This window comes from Paenisporosarcina sp. P4_D4 (assembly GCF_056401835.1).
Map to the genome: position 1 here is coordinate 186,294 of NZ_JBFUIO010000001.1, position 19,464 is coordinate 205,757.

General features: G+C 41.2%; 21 protein-coding genes. All 21 read left to right on the plus strand.

Annotation, left to right across the window (positions count from 1 at the left end):
- The first annotated feature begins 39 nt into the window (after nucleotides 1-39).
- The 21 genes from AC1DSL_RS00915 to murA all read left to right on the plus strand — a co-directional run bounded on the left by AC1DSL_RS00915 (nucleotide 40) and on the right by murA (nucleotide 19,050).
- Nucleotides 40-615 carry a stage II sporulation protein R gene (locus AC1DSL_RS00915; RefSeq protein WP_477530872.1) on the plus strand — a complete coding sequence of 192 codons (576 nt, stop codon included), beginning with the start codon at nucleotides 40-42 and terminating at the stop codon, nucleotides 613-615.
- Between the two features lie 82 nt (nucleotides 616-697).
- Entirely contained in the window at nucleotides 698-1,732 is a 1,035-nt protein-coding gene (locus tag AC1DSL_RS00920; RefSeq protein ID WP_477530873.1) for an L-threonylcarbamoyladenylate synthase, read from the plus strand.
- A gap of 57 nt (nucleotides 1,733-1,789) precedes the next feature.
- A complete protein-coding gene (locus AC1DSL_RS00925; protein ID WP_016428267.1) occupies nucleotides 1,790-2,281 on the plus strand; it encodes a manganese efflux pump in 492 nt (163 codons plus the stop codon).
- 9 nt (nucleotides 2,282-2,290) lie between these two features.
- The gene (locus tag AC1DSL_RS00930) at nucleotides 2,291-2,734 is read left to right on the plus strand and encodes a low molecular weight protein arginine phosphatase (RefSeq protein WP_016428266.1); all 444 of its coding nucleotides are present in this window, start codon (nucleotides 2,291-2,293) and stop codon (nucleotides 2,732-2,734) included.
- 450 nt (nucleotides 2,735-3,184) lie between these two features.
- Entirely contained in the window at nucleotides 3,185-3,625 is a 441-nt protein-coding gene (rpiB, locus tag AC1DSL_RS00935) for a ribose 5-phosphate isomerase B (RefSeq protein ID WP_016428265.1), read from the plus strand.
- A gap of 14 nt (nucleotides 3,626-3,639) precedes the next feature.
- Complete coding sequence (locus AC1DSL_RS00940) at nucleotides 3,640-4,191, plus strand: TIGR01440 family protein (RefSeq protein ID WP_477530874.1); 552 nt, start codon at nucleotides 3,640-3,642, stop codon at nucleotides 4,189-4,191.
- 21 nt (nucleotides 4,192-4,212) lie between these two features.
- Nucleotides 4,213-5,451, plus strand: a complete 1,239-nt coding sequence (glyA, locus tag AC1DSL_RS00945) for a serine hydroxymethyltransferase (RefSeq protein ID WP_477530875.1) — start codon at nucleotides 4,213-4,215, stop codon at nucleotides 5,449-5,451.
- A 397-nt stretch (nucleotides 5,452-5,848) separates the two neighbouring features.
- Nucleotides 5,849-7,234, plus strand: a complete 1,386-nt coding sequence (locus AC1DSL_RS00950) for an amino acid permease (RefSeq protein ID WP_477530876.1) — start codon at nucleotides 5,849-5,851, stop codon at nucleotides 7,232-7,234.
- Nucleotides 7,235-7,604: 370 nt separating this feature from the next.
- Nucleotides 7,605-8,234, plus strand: coding sequence for a uracil phosphoribosyltransferase (gene upp / locus AC1DSL_RS00955; RefSeq protein WP_016428261.1), 630 nt, complete (start codon nucleotides 7,605-7,607; stop codon nucleotides 8,232-8,234).
- 19 nt (nucleotides 8,235-8,253) lie between these two features.
- Nucleotides 8,254-9,369, plus strand: a complete 1,116-nt coding sequence (wecB, locus tag AC1DSL_RS00960) for a non-hydrolyzing UDP-N-acetylglucosamine 2-epimerase (protein ID WP_477530877.1) — start codon at nucleotides 8,254-8,256, stop codon at nucleotides 9,367-9,369.
- Nucleotides 9,370-9,843: 474 nt separating this feature from the next.
- Nucleotides 9,844-10,056 carry an AtpZ/AtpI family protein gene (locus AC1DSL_RS00965; protein ID WP_342542165.1) on the plus strand — a complete coding sequence of 71 codons (213 nt, stop codon included), beginning with the start codon at nucleotides 9,844-9,846 and terminating at the stop codon, nucleotides 10,054-10,056.
- Nucleotides 10,057-10,296: 240 nt separating this feature from the next.
- Entirely contained in the window at nucleotides 10,297-11,007 is a 711-nt protein-coding gene (atpB, locus tag AC1DSL_RS00970) for a F0F1 ATP synthase subunit A (RefSeq protein WP_016428258.1), read from the plus strand.
- 59 nt (nucleotides 11,008-11,066) lie between these two features.
- Entirely contained in the window at nucleotides 11,067-11,291 is a 225-nt protein-coding gene (gene atpE, locus AC1DSL_RS00975; RefSeq protein ID WP_016428257.1) for a F0F1 ATP synthase subunit C, read from the plus strand.
- 150 nt (nucleotides 11,292-11,441) lie between these two features.
- Nucleotides 11,442-11,975: a F0F1 ATP synthase subunit B gene (atpF, locus tag AC1DSL_RS00980; RefSeq protein WP_016428256.1), complete on the plus strand. Its 534-nt coding sequence runs from the start codon at nucleotides 11,442-11,444 to the stop codon at nucleotides 11,973-11,975.
- Nucleotides 11,972-12,508: a F0F1 ATP synthase subunit delta gene (locus tag AC1DSL_RS00985; protein WP_016428255.1), complete on the plus strand. Its 537-nt coding sequence runs from the start codon at nucleotides 11,972-11,974 to the stop codon at nucleotides 12,506-12,508. The genes atpF and AC1DSL_RS00985 overlap by 4 nt, the downstream gene beginning before the upstream one ends.
- A gap of 27 nt (nucleotides 12,509-12,535) precedes the next feature.
- On the plus strand, nucleotides 12,536-14,044 hold the full coding sequence (gene atpA, locus AC1DSL_RS00990; protein WP_016428254.1) for a F0F1 ATP synthase subunit alpha: 1,509 nt from the start codon (nucleotides 12,536-12,538) through the stop codon (nucleotides 14,042-14,044).
- 42 nt (nucleotides 14,045-14,086) lie between these two features.
- Nucleotides 14,087-14,944, plus strand: coding sequence for an ATP synthase F1 subunit gamma (gene atpG, locus AC1DSL_RS00995; RefSeq protein WP_477530878.1), 858 nt, complete (start codon nucleotides 14,087-14,089; stop codon nucleotides 14,942-14,944).
- 30 nt (nucleotides 14,945-14,974) lie between these two features.
- Nucleotides 14,975-16,390, plus strand: a complete 1,416-nt coding sequence (gene atpD / locus AC1DSL_RS01000) for a F0F1 ATP synthase subunit beta (RefSeq protein ID WP_016428252.1) — start codon at nucleotides 14,975-14,977, stop codon at nucleotides 16,388-16,390.
- Between the two features lie 24 nt (nucleotides 16,391-16,414).
- Complete coding sequence (locus tag AC1DSL_RS01005; protein WP_016428251.1) at nucleotides 16,415-16,822, plus strand: F0F1 ATP synthase subunit epsilon; 408 nt, start codon at nucleotides 16,415-16,417, stop codon at nucleotides 16,820-16,822.
- Nucleotides 16,823-17,141: 319 nt separating this feature from the next.
- Nucleotides 17,142-17,378: a DUF1146 family protein gene (locus tag AC1DSL_RS01010; protein ID WP_016428250.1), complete on the plus strand. Its 237-nt coding sequence runs from the start codon at nucleotides 17,142-17,144 to the stop codon at nucleotides 17,376-17,378.
- Nucleotides 17,379-17,748: 370 nt separating this feature from the next.
- The gene (murA, locus tag AC1DSL_RS01015; RefSeq protein WP_477530879.1) at nucleotides 17,749-19,050 is read left to right on the plus strand and encodes a UDP-N-acetylglucosamine 1-carboxyvinyltransferase; all 1,302 of its coding nucleotides are present in this window, start codon (nucleotides 17,749-17,751) and stop codon (nucleotides 19,048-19,050) included.
- Nucleotides 19,051-19,464: the final 414 nt, after the last annotated feature.

Here is a 19,464-nt window from a genome sequence, read left to right on the forward strand (position 1 = left end):
CAACACCTTGTCCACAATGATGTCAAGGGGGAATGAACAGTGATACAAGATTACGAGATTTTCAGAAACGAAGAACAGCAAACGAAGCGGTCTCCATGGATTGAACTCATCCTGTCGCTCTTACTCATTCAAACATTACTATTTTTATTGCCAGTTATTAGCGGTGCAGCCGAGGCAGTACCAGCAGACGCTATTCAAATAAGAATTGTTGCAAACAGCAACACTAGCGAAGATCAGCAAATCAAATCGTTAATTCAGCAAGAAATTCAACCACTTCTTGAAAAAGCAGCTGCCAGCGTTCAAACAACGGCACAACTTGAAAAAGAATTGAATGCGCTATCTACGGAAATCACGTTAAAAGCACAAGCTTTCACAAAACAGGCAATCCATATCAGCTTGGCAAAAGCATTGATTCCACCAAAAACAGATGGCACTTACTTTTATGCACAAGATTTTCACCAATCACTTGTTGTGACAATCGGAAGTGGCAAAGGTGACAACTGGTGGTGCGCATTATTTCCAAAGGTATGTTATCAAGAAGAAGAAGAAGAAGTGATAGAAGAAGAGCCTGTGAAGTTTTGGACATGGGAGTGGATAAAAAGCAAGTTTTGGTAAGAGTTATACACATTTACACACGTAGTTATCAACAACATGTGCATAACTAACACATTACCCTAATAGAAAGGAGAAATATCGTATGGAAACGAAAAAACTCATTGTGGATAACAATGTGAATAAAATCGAATTTTATTCACAAGCTGTGGAAAAATTAATGGCTGGTGAAGTTGTCGCATTTCCGACTGAAACAGTTTACGGTTTGGGAGCCATTGCTACGGATGAACAAGCAGTCGCGAAAATCTTCGAGGCAAAAGGCAGACCTTCCGATAACCCATTGATTGTTCATGTTGGTAAAGCTTACGACATCGTAAAATACGTCACTTCTGTTCCTGAAAAAGCTGATGCATGCATCAAAGCGTTTTGGCCGGGTCCATTAACACTGATTTTAGACGCAAAACCGAATACGTTTGCTCCGAATGTAACCGCTGGATTATCAACAGTAGGATTACGCATGCCTGATCATCCAGTTGCACTGGAATTACTGACCATGCTTAAACACCCCGTTGCCGCACCAAGTGCAAACCGCAGCGGTAAACCAAGCCCAACAACTGCTCTGCATGTGGAAAAAGATTTGAACGGACGAATTCCTCTCATCTTAGATGGCGGGGCTACCGGAATCGGACTTGAATCAACCGTTGTGGATTTTACTGTTGATCCACCCGTGATCCTGCGTCCAGGCGGCGTTACAGCGCACATGCTACAGGAAGTTATTGGCAAAGTAATTGAACCAGAAACAACCAAAGTGGATGAAGCATCCGTACCACGGGCACCTGGCATGAAATATGCACATTACGCACCTGATGCGCCAGTGTATTTAATTCAACCAGATGTGAACTCGGTAAAGAAAGCCATTCAGACAATACATATGAACCAACAAAAAGTTGCTTTACTCGCTACAGATGAATTCAGTCAAGGCGGGGCAGACTGGTTCTTTTCACTCGGCAATCAACAAAATCTCGAAACTTCTGCACAACATTTATACGCACATTTACGTTCGTGCGATGAAACAACGGCTGATATGATACTCGTTACGGTACCTGAAAAAACAGGTGTTGGTGCAGCCATTTTCAATCGTCTAGAAAAAGCAGCCGATGGCAACTGGTGGCACTCCTAATCTCTTCCTTTTTTGCATAAGCTAGAAGCAATGCAATAGAGGGGGGAGATTTTTTCATTGCCTACAGAAATGCTTGCGGGGCTACTTACCGCACTGGATGTCGTCGCACTTTATAGTGTATTACCAAAAATCCGCTTCCCGCTCATCCTTGCCATCTGGACAGGAATTTTACATATGATTTTCCCGCTCCTTGGGTTTCTAGCAGGAGAGTGGGTTACCTCGTTCATCGTTGAAGGTGGACGTTTCATCTCCAGTATTCTTTTATTTCTTACAGGTGTTCATTTATGCTTATATCAACAAAAACCAAAATCCACACTCATTCCCCCCATTTTACTTGCTATTGTTGTCAGCATTGATACCTTTTCAGTTAGCCTTTCTTTTGGTATGCTTCAATTACAAAAGTGGTTTTTCTTATTCAGTGCCGGCTTTTTCGCTTTAGCGTTTTCATATGTTGCGCTAAAAAGCAAACTGATCAAAGGACCATTGCTAACACGCATATCAGGAGTATGTCTCATGTTGATGGGATTGCTCACTTTGCTAAATAAATGAGGGATTCACGTGAATATCTATTTCATATGTACAGGAAATACTTGCCGCAGTCCGATGGCGGAAGCAATATTCCAATCTCATAATAAAGAAGGAATGCACGTACGTTCAGCAGGAATCTATGCAATGGACGATGGTGACATTTCGGAAAATGCCAAACAAGTCATTCGTGAAGCCGGCATTGATTTCACACACTATTCCCGTCAGGTAAGTGGAGAGGATGTACGCTGGGCAGACCTTGTATTGACCATGACCTCTGCACATAAGCAACTAATCATGCAAGCTTTTCCTTTTGCTGCAGACAAAATATTCACCTTGAAAGAATACGTACGCCCATACGGTTCCCACGACGTGTCCGATCCATTTGGCGGTGACGTGTACATGTACCGTCAAACTTTCCAGGAGCTCACTCAACTGACGAATGAATTACATTCAAAATTAAATGAAGAACAATGACGGCTCTTAATGATTGGGAGCTGTTTTTTTTTGCAAAGCTAGATTTTCAGGTTTTAAGATTTAATAGTTTTGTTTTCGCTACGCTCCTGTTTTTTAAAGAAGTGATATCTCACAACAAGTAGACTGGTGAGACAGGTTGTTGCTGTCTTTTCCGTTTGTGAAAAATTTAACGCTCAAACTGGCTTGTTTAACGATCAATCTAGAGATTTATCGCTCAAACAAGTCTCGTTGGCAAGTTAACTTAAGGAGACGGCAGGCTTCATTTCTAGATAAACACCTTCGAAATGGAGATATACACCAATGAAATAAAGAAAACCACCTCTGATTCCTCCATATCCACTTACGAATTCAAGATAACCCAAATCAAAGAATGGCTAGAAAGGCACTTTGCGCTTTTCTTAGTAAAAATGGTAAGATAAAAGCGAATATGAATAGAAATGAGGGACTGAAATGAATATCGCGATATCTTCCGATCACGGGGGCAATACTTTGCGTAAAGAAATTACTTCTTTACTTGACGAACTGGGACACACATATCAGGATTTCGGTCCACAAACGAGCGATTCAGTCGATTATCCGGACTATGCAGGACCTGTTTCAGAGGGGGTTGCTACTGGGAAATTTGACCGAGGCATCTTAATTTGCGGTACAGGTATTGGCATGTCAATTGCAGCCAATAAAATCAAAGGAATCCGTTGTGCATTGGTTCACGATGTGTTCAGCGCAAAAGCGACACGTGGCCATAATGATTCCAATATATTAGCAATGGGCGAACGCGTAATTGGTGGCGGTCTGGCTCGTGAAATTGTAAAAACATGGTTGGAAAGCGAATTTGAAGGTGGACGTCACGAACGTCGCGTCGCAAAACTTTCAGAACTCGAAAACAAATAGAGGAGTTTGGTCATATGGATGCACACACAATGTGGCAGCCGCAACTCGAACAATTGCTCAGTGAGTTTGCGACACAAGTCACGTTCACACCAGGGCAAATCATTGTTATCGGTTGCTCGACCTCTGAGATTGTTGGAAAACGAATTGGCTCGGCAGGAGGGCTTGAAGTGGCGGAAAGCTTATTCGAACCGTTGCAAGCATTTGCAAGCAAACATGAGATTCATTTAGCTTTTCAAGGATGCGAACATATTAACCGAGCGCTAACGATGGAAAGACAAACGGCACATACCTATGGTCTAGAACCGGTAAATGTCATTCCAGTTCAAAAAGCGGGAGGTTCCATGTCTGCCTACGCCTATACACATTTTAATGATCCGGTTGTGGTCGAGCAAGTAAAAGCCCATGGTGGCATCGATATTGGACAAACTTTGATCGGCATGCACATCAAGCCTGTAGCAGTGCCTATCCGAACATCTGTAAAACGAATTGGTGAAGCCATTGTCACACTCGCTACTACCCGTCCGAAACTCATCGGCGGAGAGCGAGCAGTATATAAAATCAAGTAGACATAAAGGGGATATGGACACATGAAGAAGATTGCTGAGCAAGACAAAGCTATTTTTGAAGCAATGACTGCTGAAAAAACACGTCAACAAGGGAATATCGAATTAATTGCATCTGAAAACTTTGTTTCAGAAGCAGTTATGGAAGCTCAAGGATCTGTATTAACGAATAAATATGCAGAAGGCTACCCAGGAAAACGTTATTATGGTGGCTGTGAACACGTAGACGTAGTGGAAAACATTGCGCGTGACCGTTTGAAAGAAATTTTTGGAGCGGAACATGCGAACGTGCAACCACATTCTGGCTCGCAAGCGAATATGGCGGTTTACATGACTGTACTTGAGCAAGGCGACACGGTTTTGGGAATGAATTTATCCCATGGCGGTCACTTGACGCATGGTTCTTCAGTTAACTTCAGCGGGATTCAATATAAATTCGTTGAATACGGTGTGGACGAAATGACTGAAACAATCGATTACTCGGATGTGCGCGAAAAAGCCTTGCAACATAAACCAAAAATGATTGTTGCTGGAGCAAGCGCGTATTCACGTACACTTGATTTTGCTAAATTCCGTGAAATTGCAGATGAAGTCGGAGCGTACTTAATGGTTGATATGGCTCACATTGCTGGCTTAGTAGCAGCTGGAGAGCATCCAAATCCAGTACCTCATGCTCACTTTGTAACGTCAACGACCCACAAAACACTTCGTGGCCCACGTGGCGGATTGATTCTTACAACCGAAGAATTTGCGAAGAAAATTGATAAAACAATTTTCCCAGGGATTCAAGGTGGTCCATTGATGCATGTAATCGCTTCGAAAGCAATAGCATTTGGAGAAGCACAACAACCTGAATTCAAAACGTATATTCAACAAGTGGTCAAAAATGCGAAAGCATTATCTAACTGCTTAATTGATGAAGGCATTGATGTTGTTTCAGGCGGCACGGACAATCACTTACTGCTCGTTAACTTAAAGTCTTTGAACTTAACTGGTAAAGTAGCAGAAAAGTTATTGGACGAGGTTGGCATTACAGTGAACAAAAATACGATTCCTTTCGATAAAGAAAGCCCATTCGTTACTTCAGGTATCCGAATTGGAACACCAGCTGTAACATCTCGTGGTTTCAAAGAACCAGAAATGAAAGAAATCGCGTCAATCATGTCGAAATTATTGAAAAACCACGAAGACGAAGCAGTTCATAAAGAAGCGGCTGAACGAGTAGCAGAACTTACTTCTAAGTTCCCTCTTTATCAGGTATAGAAGAATTGATTTATGCATAATTATGAAGGACTTCTCCCATTTGGAGAAGCCCTTCTTTTTTATGGGAAATCATTCTATTTGAAATATTGAAATACTATAAAAGTAACTCAATATTAGAAATTTTTTTGGCTAAAATAATGTTCAGCCGAGTGATATTGGGGTATTCCTACCATTACCTCAAGACCGTAAAGTTTGGAAAATAATTACCAAAATATTGTGTAGGAGGCATATTCATCTATTTTGAATAGTAAAATCGTCGCTTGCTACTAGCACATATGTAACTAGTCAAACTATTAGAAATGTTTTATATTTGTATAATACTTATTTTAAAAGAGTATTATAAATTGAAAAACTATTTTTCATCACGAAGCACAGAAGAACTAAGGGGGATTTAAATATGAAGGGCAAGACGCAACCAAAAGGTCTTCAACGGGGGCTTGAAGAAAGGCATATAACACTGATGTCTTTAGGAGCAGCCATCGGAGTAGGACTGTTTCTTGGATCTGCAACTGCAATAAAGTTAGCAGGACCGAGTATTTTATTTGGATATGCATTCGCTGGGATGATGATGTTCTTTATTATGAGAGCACTTGGGGAAATGGCTATTCACAAACCAGTAGCGGGTTCGTTTAGTAAATACGCACGTGATTACTTAGGACCGTTGGCAGGATACATAACTGGATGGAATTATTGGTTCTTATGGGTCGTAACTTGTATGGCCGAAATAACGGCTGTTGGTATTTATATGGAATACTGGTATCCAGACACGCCGCGCTGGATTTGGGCTTTAGCAGCATTAGTTGCAATGGCTTCGATTAACTTTTTAGCAGTCAAAGCGTATGGTGAATTGGAGTTCTGGTTTGCTTTAATTAAAATCGTCACGATTATCGCGATGATCTTTATTGGGGCAGGCATGATTGTATTTGGTATTGGTAACGGGGGCATTGCAACCGGTATCAGTAATTTATGGGAACACGGGGGCTTCTTCCCGAACGGAATTGAAGGGCTTTTATTATCTCTGCAAATGGTTATGTTTGCTTTCCTTGGTATTGAAATGATTGGTGTAACAGCTGGAGRAGTCAAAAATCCAGAGAAATCGCTTGCAAAAGCGATTGATTCGGTTTTCTGGCGCATTCTGATTTTCTACGTAGGGGCACTATTTGTCATCATGTCCATTTATCCATGGGAGGAAATCGGATCAAAAGGAAGCCCGTTTGTAATGGCATTTGAACAAATCGGTATTCCTGGCGCAGCTGGTATCATCAACTTCGTTATTTTGACAGCAGCACTATCTTCTTGTAACAGTGGGATTTTCAGTACTGGAAGAATGTTGTTTAACTTAGCAGAACACGGTGAAGCTCCAAAGAAATTTGCAAACCTGACAAGAAACGGTGTTCCAGGAAAAGCCGTTATTGCAACAGCAATAGTTTTACTGGTTGGGGTAATTTTGAATTATATAGTGCCGGCTAAAGTATTTACATGGGTAACGAGCATCGCAACTTTCGGTGCTATCTGGACGTGGGGGATTATTTTGGTTTCTCAAATCCAATTCCGTAAGAAACTAAAACCTGCGGAGAAAGCAAAACTGAAATACAAAGTTCCTTTCTTCCCGATCACATCTTATATTGCACTTGCTTTCCTAGTGTTTGTTATCGTTGTAATGGCATATTCCCCGGATACAAGAATCGCACTTGTTGTTGGGCCACTATGGCTAGTTTTCTTAACAGTTTATTATTATGGAAAAGGGTTCCACAAAAAGAACCGAGCCCATCACTCGAAGTAAAATAGTGTGGAATTTTAAGGCACCATGGACGATTAGTCTGTGGTGCTTTTCTTATTTTTTCGACAGACATGATTTGAAAGGATAAAAATAGCTTAAATACATTATAAGGTAATTTTCATAAGGGAAAACTTGGTGTGCTTGTATTGAGAATTCAAATAAATTATATAAAAGGAATAAACATTCGCGAAAGAGAACAAATCAAAATAAGAGAGGGAATAAACACTCCTCTCCAATTGGAAAGGAACCTTTCAATCAATCATCTTGTCATATAAACGAAACTTTCTTAAAAATGTAAATATGAAGGGAGTCGAGCGTAACCGTTTTTTTCTGCTATAATAGATAAAGTTTGAACGTTAAAGGAGAGGACAAAATGGGAAAAGTATACGTATTTGATCATCCATTGATCCAACATAAATTAACATATATCCGTGACAAGAAGACGGGTACGAAAGAATTTCGCGAATTGGTAGATGAAGTAGCAACATTGATGGCTTTTGAAATTACACGCGATATGCCTCTTGATGATGTTGAAGTAGAAACGCCAGTAACAACAGCTAAAGCAAAAGTTTTATCTGGTAAAAAATTAGGCATCGTGCCAATTTTGCGTGCCGGTATCGGTATGGTAGACGGTATTTTAACATTAATCCCAGCGGCTAAAGTCGGACATATCGGCTTATACCGTGATCCAGAAACTTTACAGCCTATCGAATATTATGTGAAGCTCCCAGCGGACGTTGAAGAGCGTGATTTTATATTAGTTGATCCAATGCTTGCAACGGGTGGATCTGCACTTGTTGCAATCAATGCTTTGAAAAACCGCGGTGCAAAAAGCATTAAATTTATGTGCTTAATCGCTGCTCCAGAAGGTGTAGAGGTTCTTCAACAAGCACACCCTGATGTTGATATCTACATTGCTGCCCTTGACGAAAAATTGGACGACCATGGTTACATCGTGCCAGGACTTGGCGATGCTGGTGACCGTTTGTTCGGAACAAAATAAGTAAGGAAGTGCTTTGACCTTGACGAAAAAATGGAAAGTCATGACGATTTTTGGGACACGCCCAGAAGCAATTAAAATGGCACCACTCGTATTGGAATTAGAAAAACATACAGACGAAATCGAATCCATCGTGACCGTAACGGCGCAACATCGCCAAATGCTTGACCAAGTATTGGACACATTCGGCATTACACCTGACTTCGATTTGAACATTATGAAAGACCGCCAGACTTTAATCGACGTGACAACACGTGGACTTGAAGGATTGGATGCAGTCATGAAAGAATCGAAGCCCGACATCGTCTTGGTACATGGCGATACGACAACGACTTTCATTGCAAGCTTAGCGGCTTTCTATAACCAAATCGCAGTTGGTCACGTAGAAGCGGGACTTCGTACATTTAATAAATACTCACCATACCCTGAGGAAATGAACCGCCAATTAACTGGTGTTATGGCAGACCTGCATTTCTCACCAACGGAAGTATCTGCAGATAACCTTCGCCGTGAAAACAAACCGGAAGATCGCATTGTCGTAACAGGCAACACGGCGATTGACGCGTTGAAAACAACGGTTCGCGAAGAGTACTCGCATCCTGTACTGGAACAAATCGGCTCAGACCGAATGATTTTATTGACGGCACACCGTCGTGAAAACTTGGGTGAACCGATGCGCAACATGTTCCGTGCAATCAAACGTTTGATTGAAGAACATGACGACGTACAAGTTGTCTACCCAGTTCATATGAATCCTGCTGTACGTGAAATAGCTAGTGAAATCCTTGGAAATGATCCACGCATTCACTTGATCGAGCCTCTAGAAGTACTCGATTTCCATAACTTCGCAGCACGTTCTTTCATTATATTGACTGATTCAGGCGGCGTGCAGGAAGAAGCACCTTCTTTAGGGAAACCGGTTCTTGTATTGCGCGATACGACTGAACGTCCAGAAGGAATCGCGGCAGGAACATTGAAGCTAGCGGGTACGGACGAAGAAACAATTTATGGTTTAGCAAAAGATTTGCTGACGAACGATGAAGCTTATGCGTCAATGTCTCATGCATCCAACCCGTATGGTGACGGTGAAGCATCAAGACGAATCGTTGAAGCGCTGAAAGACTATTTAAATAAGTAGAAAAAAGGAAAAGGGACAGCCTCGGCAGTCCCTTTCACTATGACATTGTTAGGGAATTGTATCCGAAAACGTGAATTTTAGATATAGTTGTCCGAATTCTAGATAAACGTAGGTGAAATCTAGATAACGCTACTCGAATTGAAGATATCACCACACAAAATGCAGATAACCTTCTTCGAATACGAGATAAACATCGAGATAACCACTACTAAACAATCTGCACCAGCACCAAAAAAAGATATTTCATAACAACTCAGCCTGCTGTTTGCAAATTTGTCGACAATATGTCGATTGAGGCGACTTTGTGAAGTTTTTCACGGGAATCAATTGACATCATTTTACCCCTATTGTATGCTTACAAAGGGTATGAATGAGAGGGCTTTCATGTGTATAATTCACGTTGAAACCTTGTCGTATCTGCTTTCTATCAGATTCGCGATTTTTACAAAGTCATGCAAAAACGTGAGGATCACCATGCGTCAAACGAGACGTCCTTTACAAGAAATGGCCCTTTATTCGGCTATTCTCTCACAACTTGTTGGTTCTATTTTAATAGGAGTTTTCACTGGAATGTGGCTCGATGACAAAATAGACACCACCCCGTTATTTTTAGTGCTTTTTCTGTTCATTGGCCTTGCAGTCGGTGTAACAGCCATGATCTTGACCATTCAAAAGAGTGAATCATGATTTAGACCGTTATTTATGTATAGGAAGAAACTCATTTAACAGTTTCAACAGTAAGACCATACATAGAAACTACTTTCCGTTTAAACACCCTTTGCAAGAATTTCTTTCGGTTTGACATGAAGAATGTCGAAATCAGGAAGAAGCATGAATTCAGTAATCTCGATTGTCTTCTATTAATAGTAGACAGGATTATATACATGAAAAACTCTATACCGAATTGTGAAAGAGAGGTGAATGCACGTGCATCATGAGAACCCGACGGTGGTATGGCTTGGGCTTACGTTCAACCTATCAAACGTTATGATGCTAACAGTAACGGCACTTATCGTTCTATTAATCGCAGTAGTTTCTACTCGGAACTTAAGTTTAAAGCCAACTGGTATGCAAAATTTTATGGAGTGGTTAATGGACTTCGTAAAAGGGATTATCAAAAGCAATATGGACTGGAATACAGGTGGACGATTCCATGTTCTAGGTATTACGCTTATCATGTTCATCTTTGTAGCGAACATGTTAGGTCTACCATTTTCAATCGTTATCAATGGTGAATTGTGGTGGAAATCTCCAACCGCAGATCCAATCATAACGATGACGTTAGCGGTTATGGTCATGATATTAACTCATTACTATGGCATCAAGTTAAAAGGTCTTTCCGAGTACGGAAAAGATTTCTTGAAACCTTTACCGTTCCTTCTGCCCCTTAAGATTGTAGAAGAGTTCGCCAATACGGTGACACTTGGTCTTCGACTTTACGGGAACATTTATGCAGGGGAAGTATTGCTAGGGTTACTAGCAGGTATTGGCGGCGCAAGTATTTTTGGTTTTGCAGGAGCATTGATTCCAACATTAGCTTGGCAAGGTTTCTCGATTTTCGTCGGAACGATTCAATCGTTCATCTTCGTCATTTTAACAATGGTTTATATGTCTCACAAAGTGAGTCATGATCATTAAGTATAACTTGTTCAATACTTGAACAAAGAAAAAACAAATTTCAAGGAGGCAACACACACATGGAAGGTTCAATTGGTATTTTAGCAGCAGCAATCGCAATCGGTTTAGGAGCTCTAGGAGCAGGTATCGGTAACGGATTAATCGTTTCAAAAACAATCGAAGGTATGGCTCGCCAACCTGAAGCACGTGGATTATTACAAACAACAATGTACATCGGGGTTGCATTAGTAGAAGCCCTTCCTATCATCGCAGTAGTTATCGCGTTCATCGTTTTAAACAAATAATATATATATACTCACAAATGGTAATGGCGAAGTTGATCTTTGACGATTCTTCGTCATTCTCTTATGAATATTGATCGTTTTTAAACATAGAAAATCCATCTGTTTAGATTCAGATAAAGACTTGAAGCTCTTGAAGGGAGTGAAACAATCGTGTTTTTGGATTACCTCGTCCTAAATGCCACTACAGAACATGCTGTAAAAGCACTTAACACTGGTGACATTTTTGCTACTTTAATCGTTTTCATCCTTTTAATGGTCCTATTGAAGAAATTCGCATGGGGTCCGTTGATGGGAGTAATGAAGCAACGTGAAGAGTTAATTGTTAGTGAAATCGAAGCAGCTGAAAAAAGCCGCCAAGAATCACATCAATTACTTGAAGAACAACGTGCCTTATTAAAAGAAGCACGCACAGAAGCACAAGCGATTGTTGAAAACGCGAAGCAACAAGGCGATGCACAACGTGAAGAAATCATCACAACTGCACGCGCTGAAGCAGGCCGTTTGAAAGAATCAGCTGTCCGTGAGATTGAAACAGAAAAAGAAAAAGCTATCGCAGCAGTACGCGAAGAAGTTGTATCTCTATCTGTTCTTGCAGCATCTAAAGTTCTTGGAAAACAAATTTCTGAAGAAGATAACCGTGCGTTAATCGAAGAAACGATTGCGAAGGCAGGCGATGTAGTGTGAGTCAATCAACTGCAGCGAAACGTTATGCCCTAGCATTGTTTCAACTAGCACAACAACATAACCAACTAGCTCACGTGGAAGAAGATTTCCGTGAAGTGAAAGTGGTATTTAAAGAAAATCGTGAATTGCAGGTTATGCTTGCTTCTCCAAAGCTTTCTTTAGACCGTAAAAAAGAGTTGATTCGTGAGTTATTCGGTAAAGCTAATCCATTCGTAGTGAATACACTGCAAGTGTTGATTGACCGTAAACGAATCAATGAAGTAGTGGCAGTAGCTACTGAATTTGAAACACTTTCAAACGAAGCACAAGGTATTGCTGACGCGAAAGTATTCTCTACACGTCCTTTGACTGATGATGAGCGTGCGGCGATTTCGTCTGCATTTGCACACAAAGTAGGGGTGAACTCTTTACGCATTGAAAACGAAATTGATCCATCATTGATTGGTGGCATTCGTCTTCAAATCGGGAATCGTATTTTCGATAGCAGCGTAAGCGCTAAGCTAGACCGCTTGAAAAAACAACTTATTGGTTAATATTATGAAACGAAAGAGGTGACATACATGAGCATCAAAGCTGAAGAAATCAGTGTCTTGATTAAACAGCAGATTGAAAATTATCAATCTGAGATGAAAGTTAGCGATGTGGGTACAGTTATCCAAATTGGTGATGGTATCGCTCGTGCTCATGGTCTCGACAACGTCATGGCTGGAGAATTATTGGAATTCTCTACCGGTGTTATGGGTATGGCACAAAACTTAGAAGCGAACAACGTAGGTATCGTTATTCTAGGACCATATGCAGATATCAAAGAAGGCGATGAAGTACGTCGTACAGGCCGTATTATGGAAGTACCAGTTGGACCAGAATTGATTGGCCGTGTTGTCAATCCACTAGGCCAACCAGTTGATGGCTTAGGCCCAATCAACACAACAAAAACTCGTCCAATCGAAAGCCCAGCACAAGGTGTTATGGCCCGTAAATCGGTTCATGAACCATTGCAAACTGGGATCAAAGCGATTGACGCACTAGTGCCGATCGGCCGTGGTCAACGTGAGTTAATCATCGGTGACCGTCAAACAGGTAAAACAGCTGTTGCGATCGATACAATCCTTAACCAAGCTGACCAAAACATGATTTGTATTTACGTAGCAATCGGTCAAAAAGAATCGACTGTTCGTAACGTAGTTGAAACGCTTCGTAAAAACGGCGCATTAGAATACACAATCGTTGTTACTGCATCAGCATCTCAACCAGCTCCATTATTGTACCTAGCTCCTTACACAGGTATTACAATGGCGGAAGAATTCATGTTTGATGGCAAGCATGTACTAATTGTTTATGATGATTTATCTAAACAAGCTGCTGCTTACCGCGAACTTTCATTATTACTTCGTCGTCCTCCGGGTCGTGAAGCATATCCAGGGGATGTATTCTACTTACATAGCCGCTTGTTAGAGCGTGCTGCTAAGTTGAATGAAACACTTGGTTCAGGGTCAATTACAGCTCTTCCATTCGTTGAGACACAAGCTGGAGATATCTCTGCTTATATTCCAACAAACGTAATTTCGATTACGGATGGACAGATCTTCTTACAATCTGACCTATTCTTCTCAGGTGTTCGTCCAGCAATCAACGCGGGTCTTTCAGTATCACGTGTTGGTGGTTCAGCTCAAATTAAAGCAATGAAAAAAGTTGCGGGTACACTACGTCTTGACTTAGCTGCATTCCGTGAACTTGAAGCATTCGCTCAATTCGGTTCTGACCTTGATAAAATAACTCAATCCAAATTAAACCGTGGTGCACGTACAGTAGAAGTATTGAAACAAGACTTGAACAAACCGCTTAAGGTTGAAAAACAAGTTATTATTCTTTACGCTCTTACACGTGGTCACTTAGATGATATTCCAGTTCAAGATATCGTTCGTTTCGAGAACGAATTGCATAGCTGGTTAGATTCAAACCACACAAACGTTTTAGATCACATCCGTACAACAAAAGATCTTCCTGCTGACGAAGACTTAGTAAACGCGATCTCAGCGTTTAAAAAGACATTTGCTAAATCAGAGTAATCTTTTTGGATGAATAAAAAACGATAAGGTGGTGAAATACCAGTGGCATCATTACGCGACATTAAAAGCCGAATAACATCGACAAAGAAAACGAGCCAGATTACAAAAGCGATGCAAATGGTGTCGGCTTCGAAATTGAACCGTGCAGAATTGAATGCGAAATCATTCGTTCCTTACATGGCGAAAATTGAAGATGTCGTAGGAGCAATCGCTTCAGGAACTAGCGATAATGGGCATGCAATGCTCAAATCTCGCCCTGTAGCTAAGACAGCTTACCTCGTCATCACTGCTGACCGTGGACTTGCGGGTGCATACAACAGTAACGTGTTACGTGCTGTAACGAATGCAATTCGTGAACGTCACACATCAAATGATCAATTTGTAGTCTTTGCAGTTGGACGTATCGGTCGTGATTTCTTCACGAAACGCGGCATTACAGTAATTGAAAGTGCAGTCGGTTTACCGGATCAGCCTTCATTTGCTGATATTAAAGAAATAGCGCGCAAGGCTGTTGGTATGTTCACAGAAGGTATGTATGATGAACTTTATATGTACTACAACCATTTTGTTAGCGCCATTCAACAAGACGTTACAGAGAAAAAGGTGCTTCCGTTAACGGACATCGCAATGACAAGCACAGCTGCTTCATATGAATTCGAGCCTTCAGGCGAAGCAATTCTTGAAGTACTGCTTCCACAATATGCGGAAAGCTTGATCTACGGTGCTTTACTAGACGGCAAAGCAAGTGAACATGCTGCACGTATGACAGCAATGAAGAGCGCAACCGATAACGCAAGTGAACTAATCAGTTCATTGACATTACAATTCAACCGTGCACGTCAAGCAGCGATTACCCAAGAAATCACGGAAATCGTCGGCGGCGTAGCGGCTCTAGAATAGAAGAAGTAAGTAAGACAGGAGGGAACAAGTATGAACATAGGACACGTTCTTCAAGTAATGGGTCCAGTTGTTGACGTTAAGTTCAACAACGGCCAGTTACCAGCAATCTATAACGCATTGACAGTTGCGATTGAACGTCCAAACCAAGAGCCAACAACGTTAACTCTTGAAGTTGCGTTACACCTTGGTGACGACTCTGTCCGTACAGTAGCTATGTCATCTACAGATGGCTTGAAACGTGGTGCGGAAGTTACAGACGCTGGATCAGCAATTACAGTTCCAGTTGGTGACATCACATTAGGTCGTGTATTCAACGTACTTGGTGAAGTAATTGACTTAGGCGAAGAGATCCCGGCTGAATTACGCCGTGACCCGATTCACCGTCTTGCACCAACGTTCGAACACCTTTCAACAGAAGTTGAAATTCTTGAAACAGGAATCAAAGTAGTAGACTTATTAGCTCCTTATATCAAAGGTGGTAAAATCGGTCTCTTCGGTGGTGCCGGTGTAGGTAAAACTGTACTTATTCAAGAATTAATCAATAACATCGCACAAGAACACGGCGGTATCTCGGTATTCGCAGGTGTTGGTGAGCGTACGCGTGAAGGAAATGACTTATTCCACGAGATGAGCGATTCTGGCGTAATCAAGAAAACAGCAATGGTATTCGGTCAAATGAACGAGCCGCCTGGTGCACGTATGCGTGTTGCCTTGACTGGTTTGACAATGGCTGAGTATTTCCGTGATGAGCAAGGTGCAGACGTACTATTGTTCATCGATAATATCTTCCGTTTCACTCAAGCAGGTTCTGAGGTATCAGCCCTTCTAGGTCGTATGCCATCAGCCGTTGGTTACCAACCAACACTTGCTACTGAAATGGGTCAATTGCAAGAGCGTATCACGTCTACTAACGTAGGTTCTGTAACATCGATTCAAGCGATTTACGTACCTGCCGATGACTATACGGATCCAGCTCCAGCAACAACATTTGCTCACTTAGATGCAACAACAAACTTAGAACGTAAACTTTCTGAGATGGGTATTTACCCAGCGGTAGATCCTTTGGCTTCAACTTCTCGTGCATTGTCACCTGAAATCGTTGGCGAAGAGCACTACTCAGTTGCTCGTCAAGTACAATCAACACTTCAACGCTACAAAGAACTTCAAGATATCATCGCGATTCTTGGTATGGATGAGTTATCTGATGATGACAAGTTAACGGTTAACCGTGCTCGTCGTATTCAGTTCTACTTATCTCAAAACTTCCACGTAGCTGAGCAATTCACTGGCCAAAAAGGTTCATACGTACCGGTTAAAGAAACAGTTCAAGGATTCAGACAAATTCTTGATGGTAAATATGATCACCTACCTGAAGATGCATTCCGTTTAGTTGGACGCATTGAAGAGGTTATTGAAAAAGCGAAAAGCATGGGCGTTGAAGTTTAATAACAGGGACCAGGAGGGGAAAAAATGAAGACCATCAAAGTCAATATTGTCACTCCCGACGGCCCGGTATACGATTCTGAAGTCAACATGATCATTGCCTCTACAACAACTGGTGAAATTGGTGTGCTACCTGGACACATTCCAATGGTTGCTCCACTTAAAGTGGGTGCCATTCGTCTGAAAAAGGAAGGAACAACTGAAATCGTAGCAGTAAGCGGCGGTTTCTTGGAAGTCCGACCTGACCAAGTATCCATTCTAGCTCCATCAGCTGAAGTAGCTAGCACAATTGATATCAATCGTGCGAAAGAAGCAATGAAACGTGCTGAAGAACGTCTGAACTTATCAAAACAAGACGACGTCGATTTCAAACGTGCGGAACTATCATTGAAACGCGCAATGAATCGTATCAACGTTAATGAGGGTAACATCTAATAAAAGATGGCGAGTCGAGGAGTAGTATTCTCCTCGACTCGTTTTTTTATTTGATAGGTGGGGGTCTCTCTATTTCACAGTTCGATATAGAGGATTCACTGTTGTTTATTTACATTGCTCAATGTTATATCTGAATGTAACGAATGTATTTCTGGAAATGGGTTTTCATTCTCCAATTTCATTGTTCAACACAATTCGAACGTGATAAGTTTATTAACTTAATTTTTCACATTCGTTCGTATGCTGCCAGACAACATCTTAACAAAAGTGTTTTCCTTACTTAATTCGACCACTTTTCAAACAAAAAGGAGCAATCACCATGTATACACAAATTGGGCAACAAGCAATCCTTGGCATTTTATCGCATACATTTTTTATCGGAATTACATTTTTTGCACTTCGTGCTGTCATGATCGAAAAAGTTGTCAAAAAGCAACATGTTTTTCAAGTGCAACTACTATACATTCTTTTGAGCATTGCAATCGGTTCTTCAGTGTCGAACTTCTTTTTGCACATGTCGACTTGGTCGAAACAGATTCCGTTCCTCTTTTCATAAAGAGTCTCTTTATGTCCATAAAGATGAACGAGTTTCGTAGCTATGGCCATGGAGAGAACAAATATTACCCGGGAAATAAATTGTCGAAGGATGGTTTAATCCTAGTGTCGAAGGGAATTAGTAGGTAGAATAACTTAACAAAAAAGAGTTTAAAAGAGTTCCATTTTGACCGACACAAAGAACTTGTGACTTACGTATCATATAAAACAGTTACTTGTCAAAAAGTTCACAAAAAATGAGGGAATGGGTACTTGTGTTATACGAGAAATGTCTGTAATATGAGTAATGTTTTTATTCCTAATAAATGACATCATACGAGTTTAATCGACACATAGAGAAAAATCATTATATAAAACATGGAGGGTCAACATTGGATAAAATTATTGTAAGAGGCGGCCATAAGTTAACAGGGAAAGTAAGAGTAGAGGGTGCAAAAAATGCGGTACTACCGGTATTGGCAGCAGCTCTTTTAGCAACAAAAGGAAAAAACATCATTCGTGACGTAGCGAACTTAGCAGATGTTTACACGATAAATGAAGTATTGAAAAGTTTAGGTGCATCAGTGCAATATTTCCCAAAACAAAACGAAGTCATTATCGATTCTTCAGCTACATTATCAAGTGAAGCTCAATTCGAATACGTTCGTAAAATGCGTGCATCGATCTTAGTAATGGGACCGATTTTAGCTCGTAACGGCTTTGCGCGTGTAGCACTTCCAGGGGGCTGTGCAATCGGTTCTCGTCCAATCGATCAGCATTTAAAAGGTTTTGAAGCGATGGGCGCTGAAATCTCATTTGGTCATGGATTTGTTGAGGCAAGAACAGAAGGTCGCTTAAAAGGTGCTAAAATTTATATGGACTTCCCAAGTGTTGGGGCTACTGAAAACATCATGACGGCGGCAGCATTAGCAGAAGGAACGACAATTCTTGAAAATGCTGCAAGAGAGCCGGAAATTGTAGATTTGGCGAACTTCATCAACGAAATGGGTGGACGTGTTATCGGGGCTGGTACCGACACGATTCGCATCGAGGGTGTAGAAGAATTAGAAGGTACACTTCACCATATCATTCCTGACCGTATTGAAGCAGGTACATTCATGGTGGCAGCTGCCATCACAAAAGGTGATGTAACAATCGAAAACGCAGTTCCTGAGCATATGGCAGCGTTAATTTCCAAAATGGAAGAAATGGGCGTTTATATCAATGAAGAAGAAGACGGACTTCGTATCCGTGCAACTGAAACATTGAAATCAGTGGATATTAAAACAATGCCGCATCCTGGCTTCCCGACTGACATGCAATCACAAATGATGGCATTGATGTTAACGGCAACAGGCACGGGAATGTTGACTGAAACGGTATTTGAAAACCGCTTTATGCACGTAGAAGAATTCCGTCGCATGAACGGGAATGTGAAAATTGAAGGTCGCTCGGTTATTATGCAAGGACCATCAGAACTTCAAGGCGCAGAAGTGGCAGCAACTGATCTACGTGCAGCTGCAGCATTAATTTTAGCGGGCTTGGCTTCAGAAGGCGTAACACGCGTTACTGAACTTTACCATCTTGACCGTGGATACGTGAACTTCCACTTGAAACTACAGGCACTTGGAGCAGACATTGAACGCGTTTCATCTGAGTCTTCTGATGAAAAAGTAATGCAACAAACCGTTTAATCCCTATCCTATCCTATTCCAAAAACCGACATCTTATACCCAAGATGTCGGTTTTTTTGTGGAAAATTTTATTCCTGTTAATACTCAGTTTTGGGAAGAGGGGGTAGGGGGATATTTAGTTTATGCCATTTCCTTTTTATTTGTTCCTATTCGGAAAGCTCACTTTGTTTATATTAATCCGTAACAGTAATACCCCTCAGAATGAAGTGGGAGGGGGCAAGTTGGTTTGTTTACGCTTTACTCCTGTTAGAAGTGTGGCAATATTAACGGGAGGGAGTTTTTATTCCCTTTCAAGATTTGTTCCTATTAAGGATACGTTTAATCCCTCTCGCGAGTACTTTATTCCCGTTCGCACTATTCCCATTCGCCCAGTTACTTCCAAAAAAATTCCATAGAAGTGTTTTGTTTCCGTTG

Excerpts from the sequence above, each read along its gene's own strand:
- glyA (WP_477530875.1), top strand. The coding sequence starts at position 4,213 with ATGAAGAAGATTGCTGAGCAAGACAAAGCTATTTTTGAAGCAATGACT.
- rpiB (WP_016428265.1), top strand. The coding sequence starts at position 3,185 with ATGAATATCGCGATATCTTCCGATCACGGGGGCAATACTTTGCGTAAA.
- AC1DSL_RS00920 (WP_477530873.1), top strand. The coding sequence starts at position 698 with ATGGAAACGAAAAAACTCATTGTGGATAACAATGTGAATAAAATCGAA.
- atpA (WP_016428254.1), top strand. The coding sequence starts at position 12,536 with ATGAGCATCAAAGCTGAAGAAATCAGTGTCTTGATTAAACAGCAGATT.
- AC1DSL_RS01010 (WP_016428250.1), top strand. The coding sequence starts at position 17,142 with ATGTATACACAAATTGGGCAACAAGCAATCCTTGGCATTTTATCGCAT.
- atpE (WP_016428257.1), top strand. The coding sequence starts at position 11,067 with ATGGAAGGTTCAATTGGTATTTTAGCAGCAGCAATCGCAATCGGTTTA.
- atpD (WP_016428252.1), top strand. The coding sequence starts at position 14,975 with ATGAACATAGGACACGTTCTTCAAGTAATGGGTCCAGTTGTTGACGTT.
- upp (WP_016428261.1), top strand. The coding sequence starts at position 7,605 with ATGGGAAAAGTATACGTATTTGATCATCCATTGATCCAACATAAATTA.
- AC1DSL_RS00940 (WP_477530874.1), top strand. The coding sequence starts at position 3,640 with ATGGATGCACACACAATGTGGCAGCCGCAACTCGAACAATTGCTCAGT.
- AC1DSL_RS01005 (WP_016428251.1), top strand. The coding sequence starts at position 16,415 with ATGAAGACCATCAAAGTCAATATTGTCACTCCCGACGGCCCGGTATAC.
- AC1DSL_RS00965 (WP_342542165.1), top strand. The coding sequence starts at position 9,844 with ATGCGTCAAACGAGACGTCCTTTACAAGAAATGGCCCTTTATTCGGCT.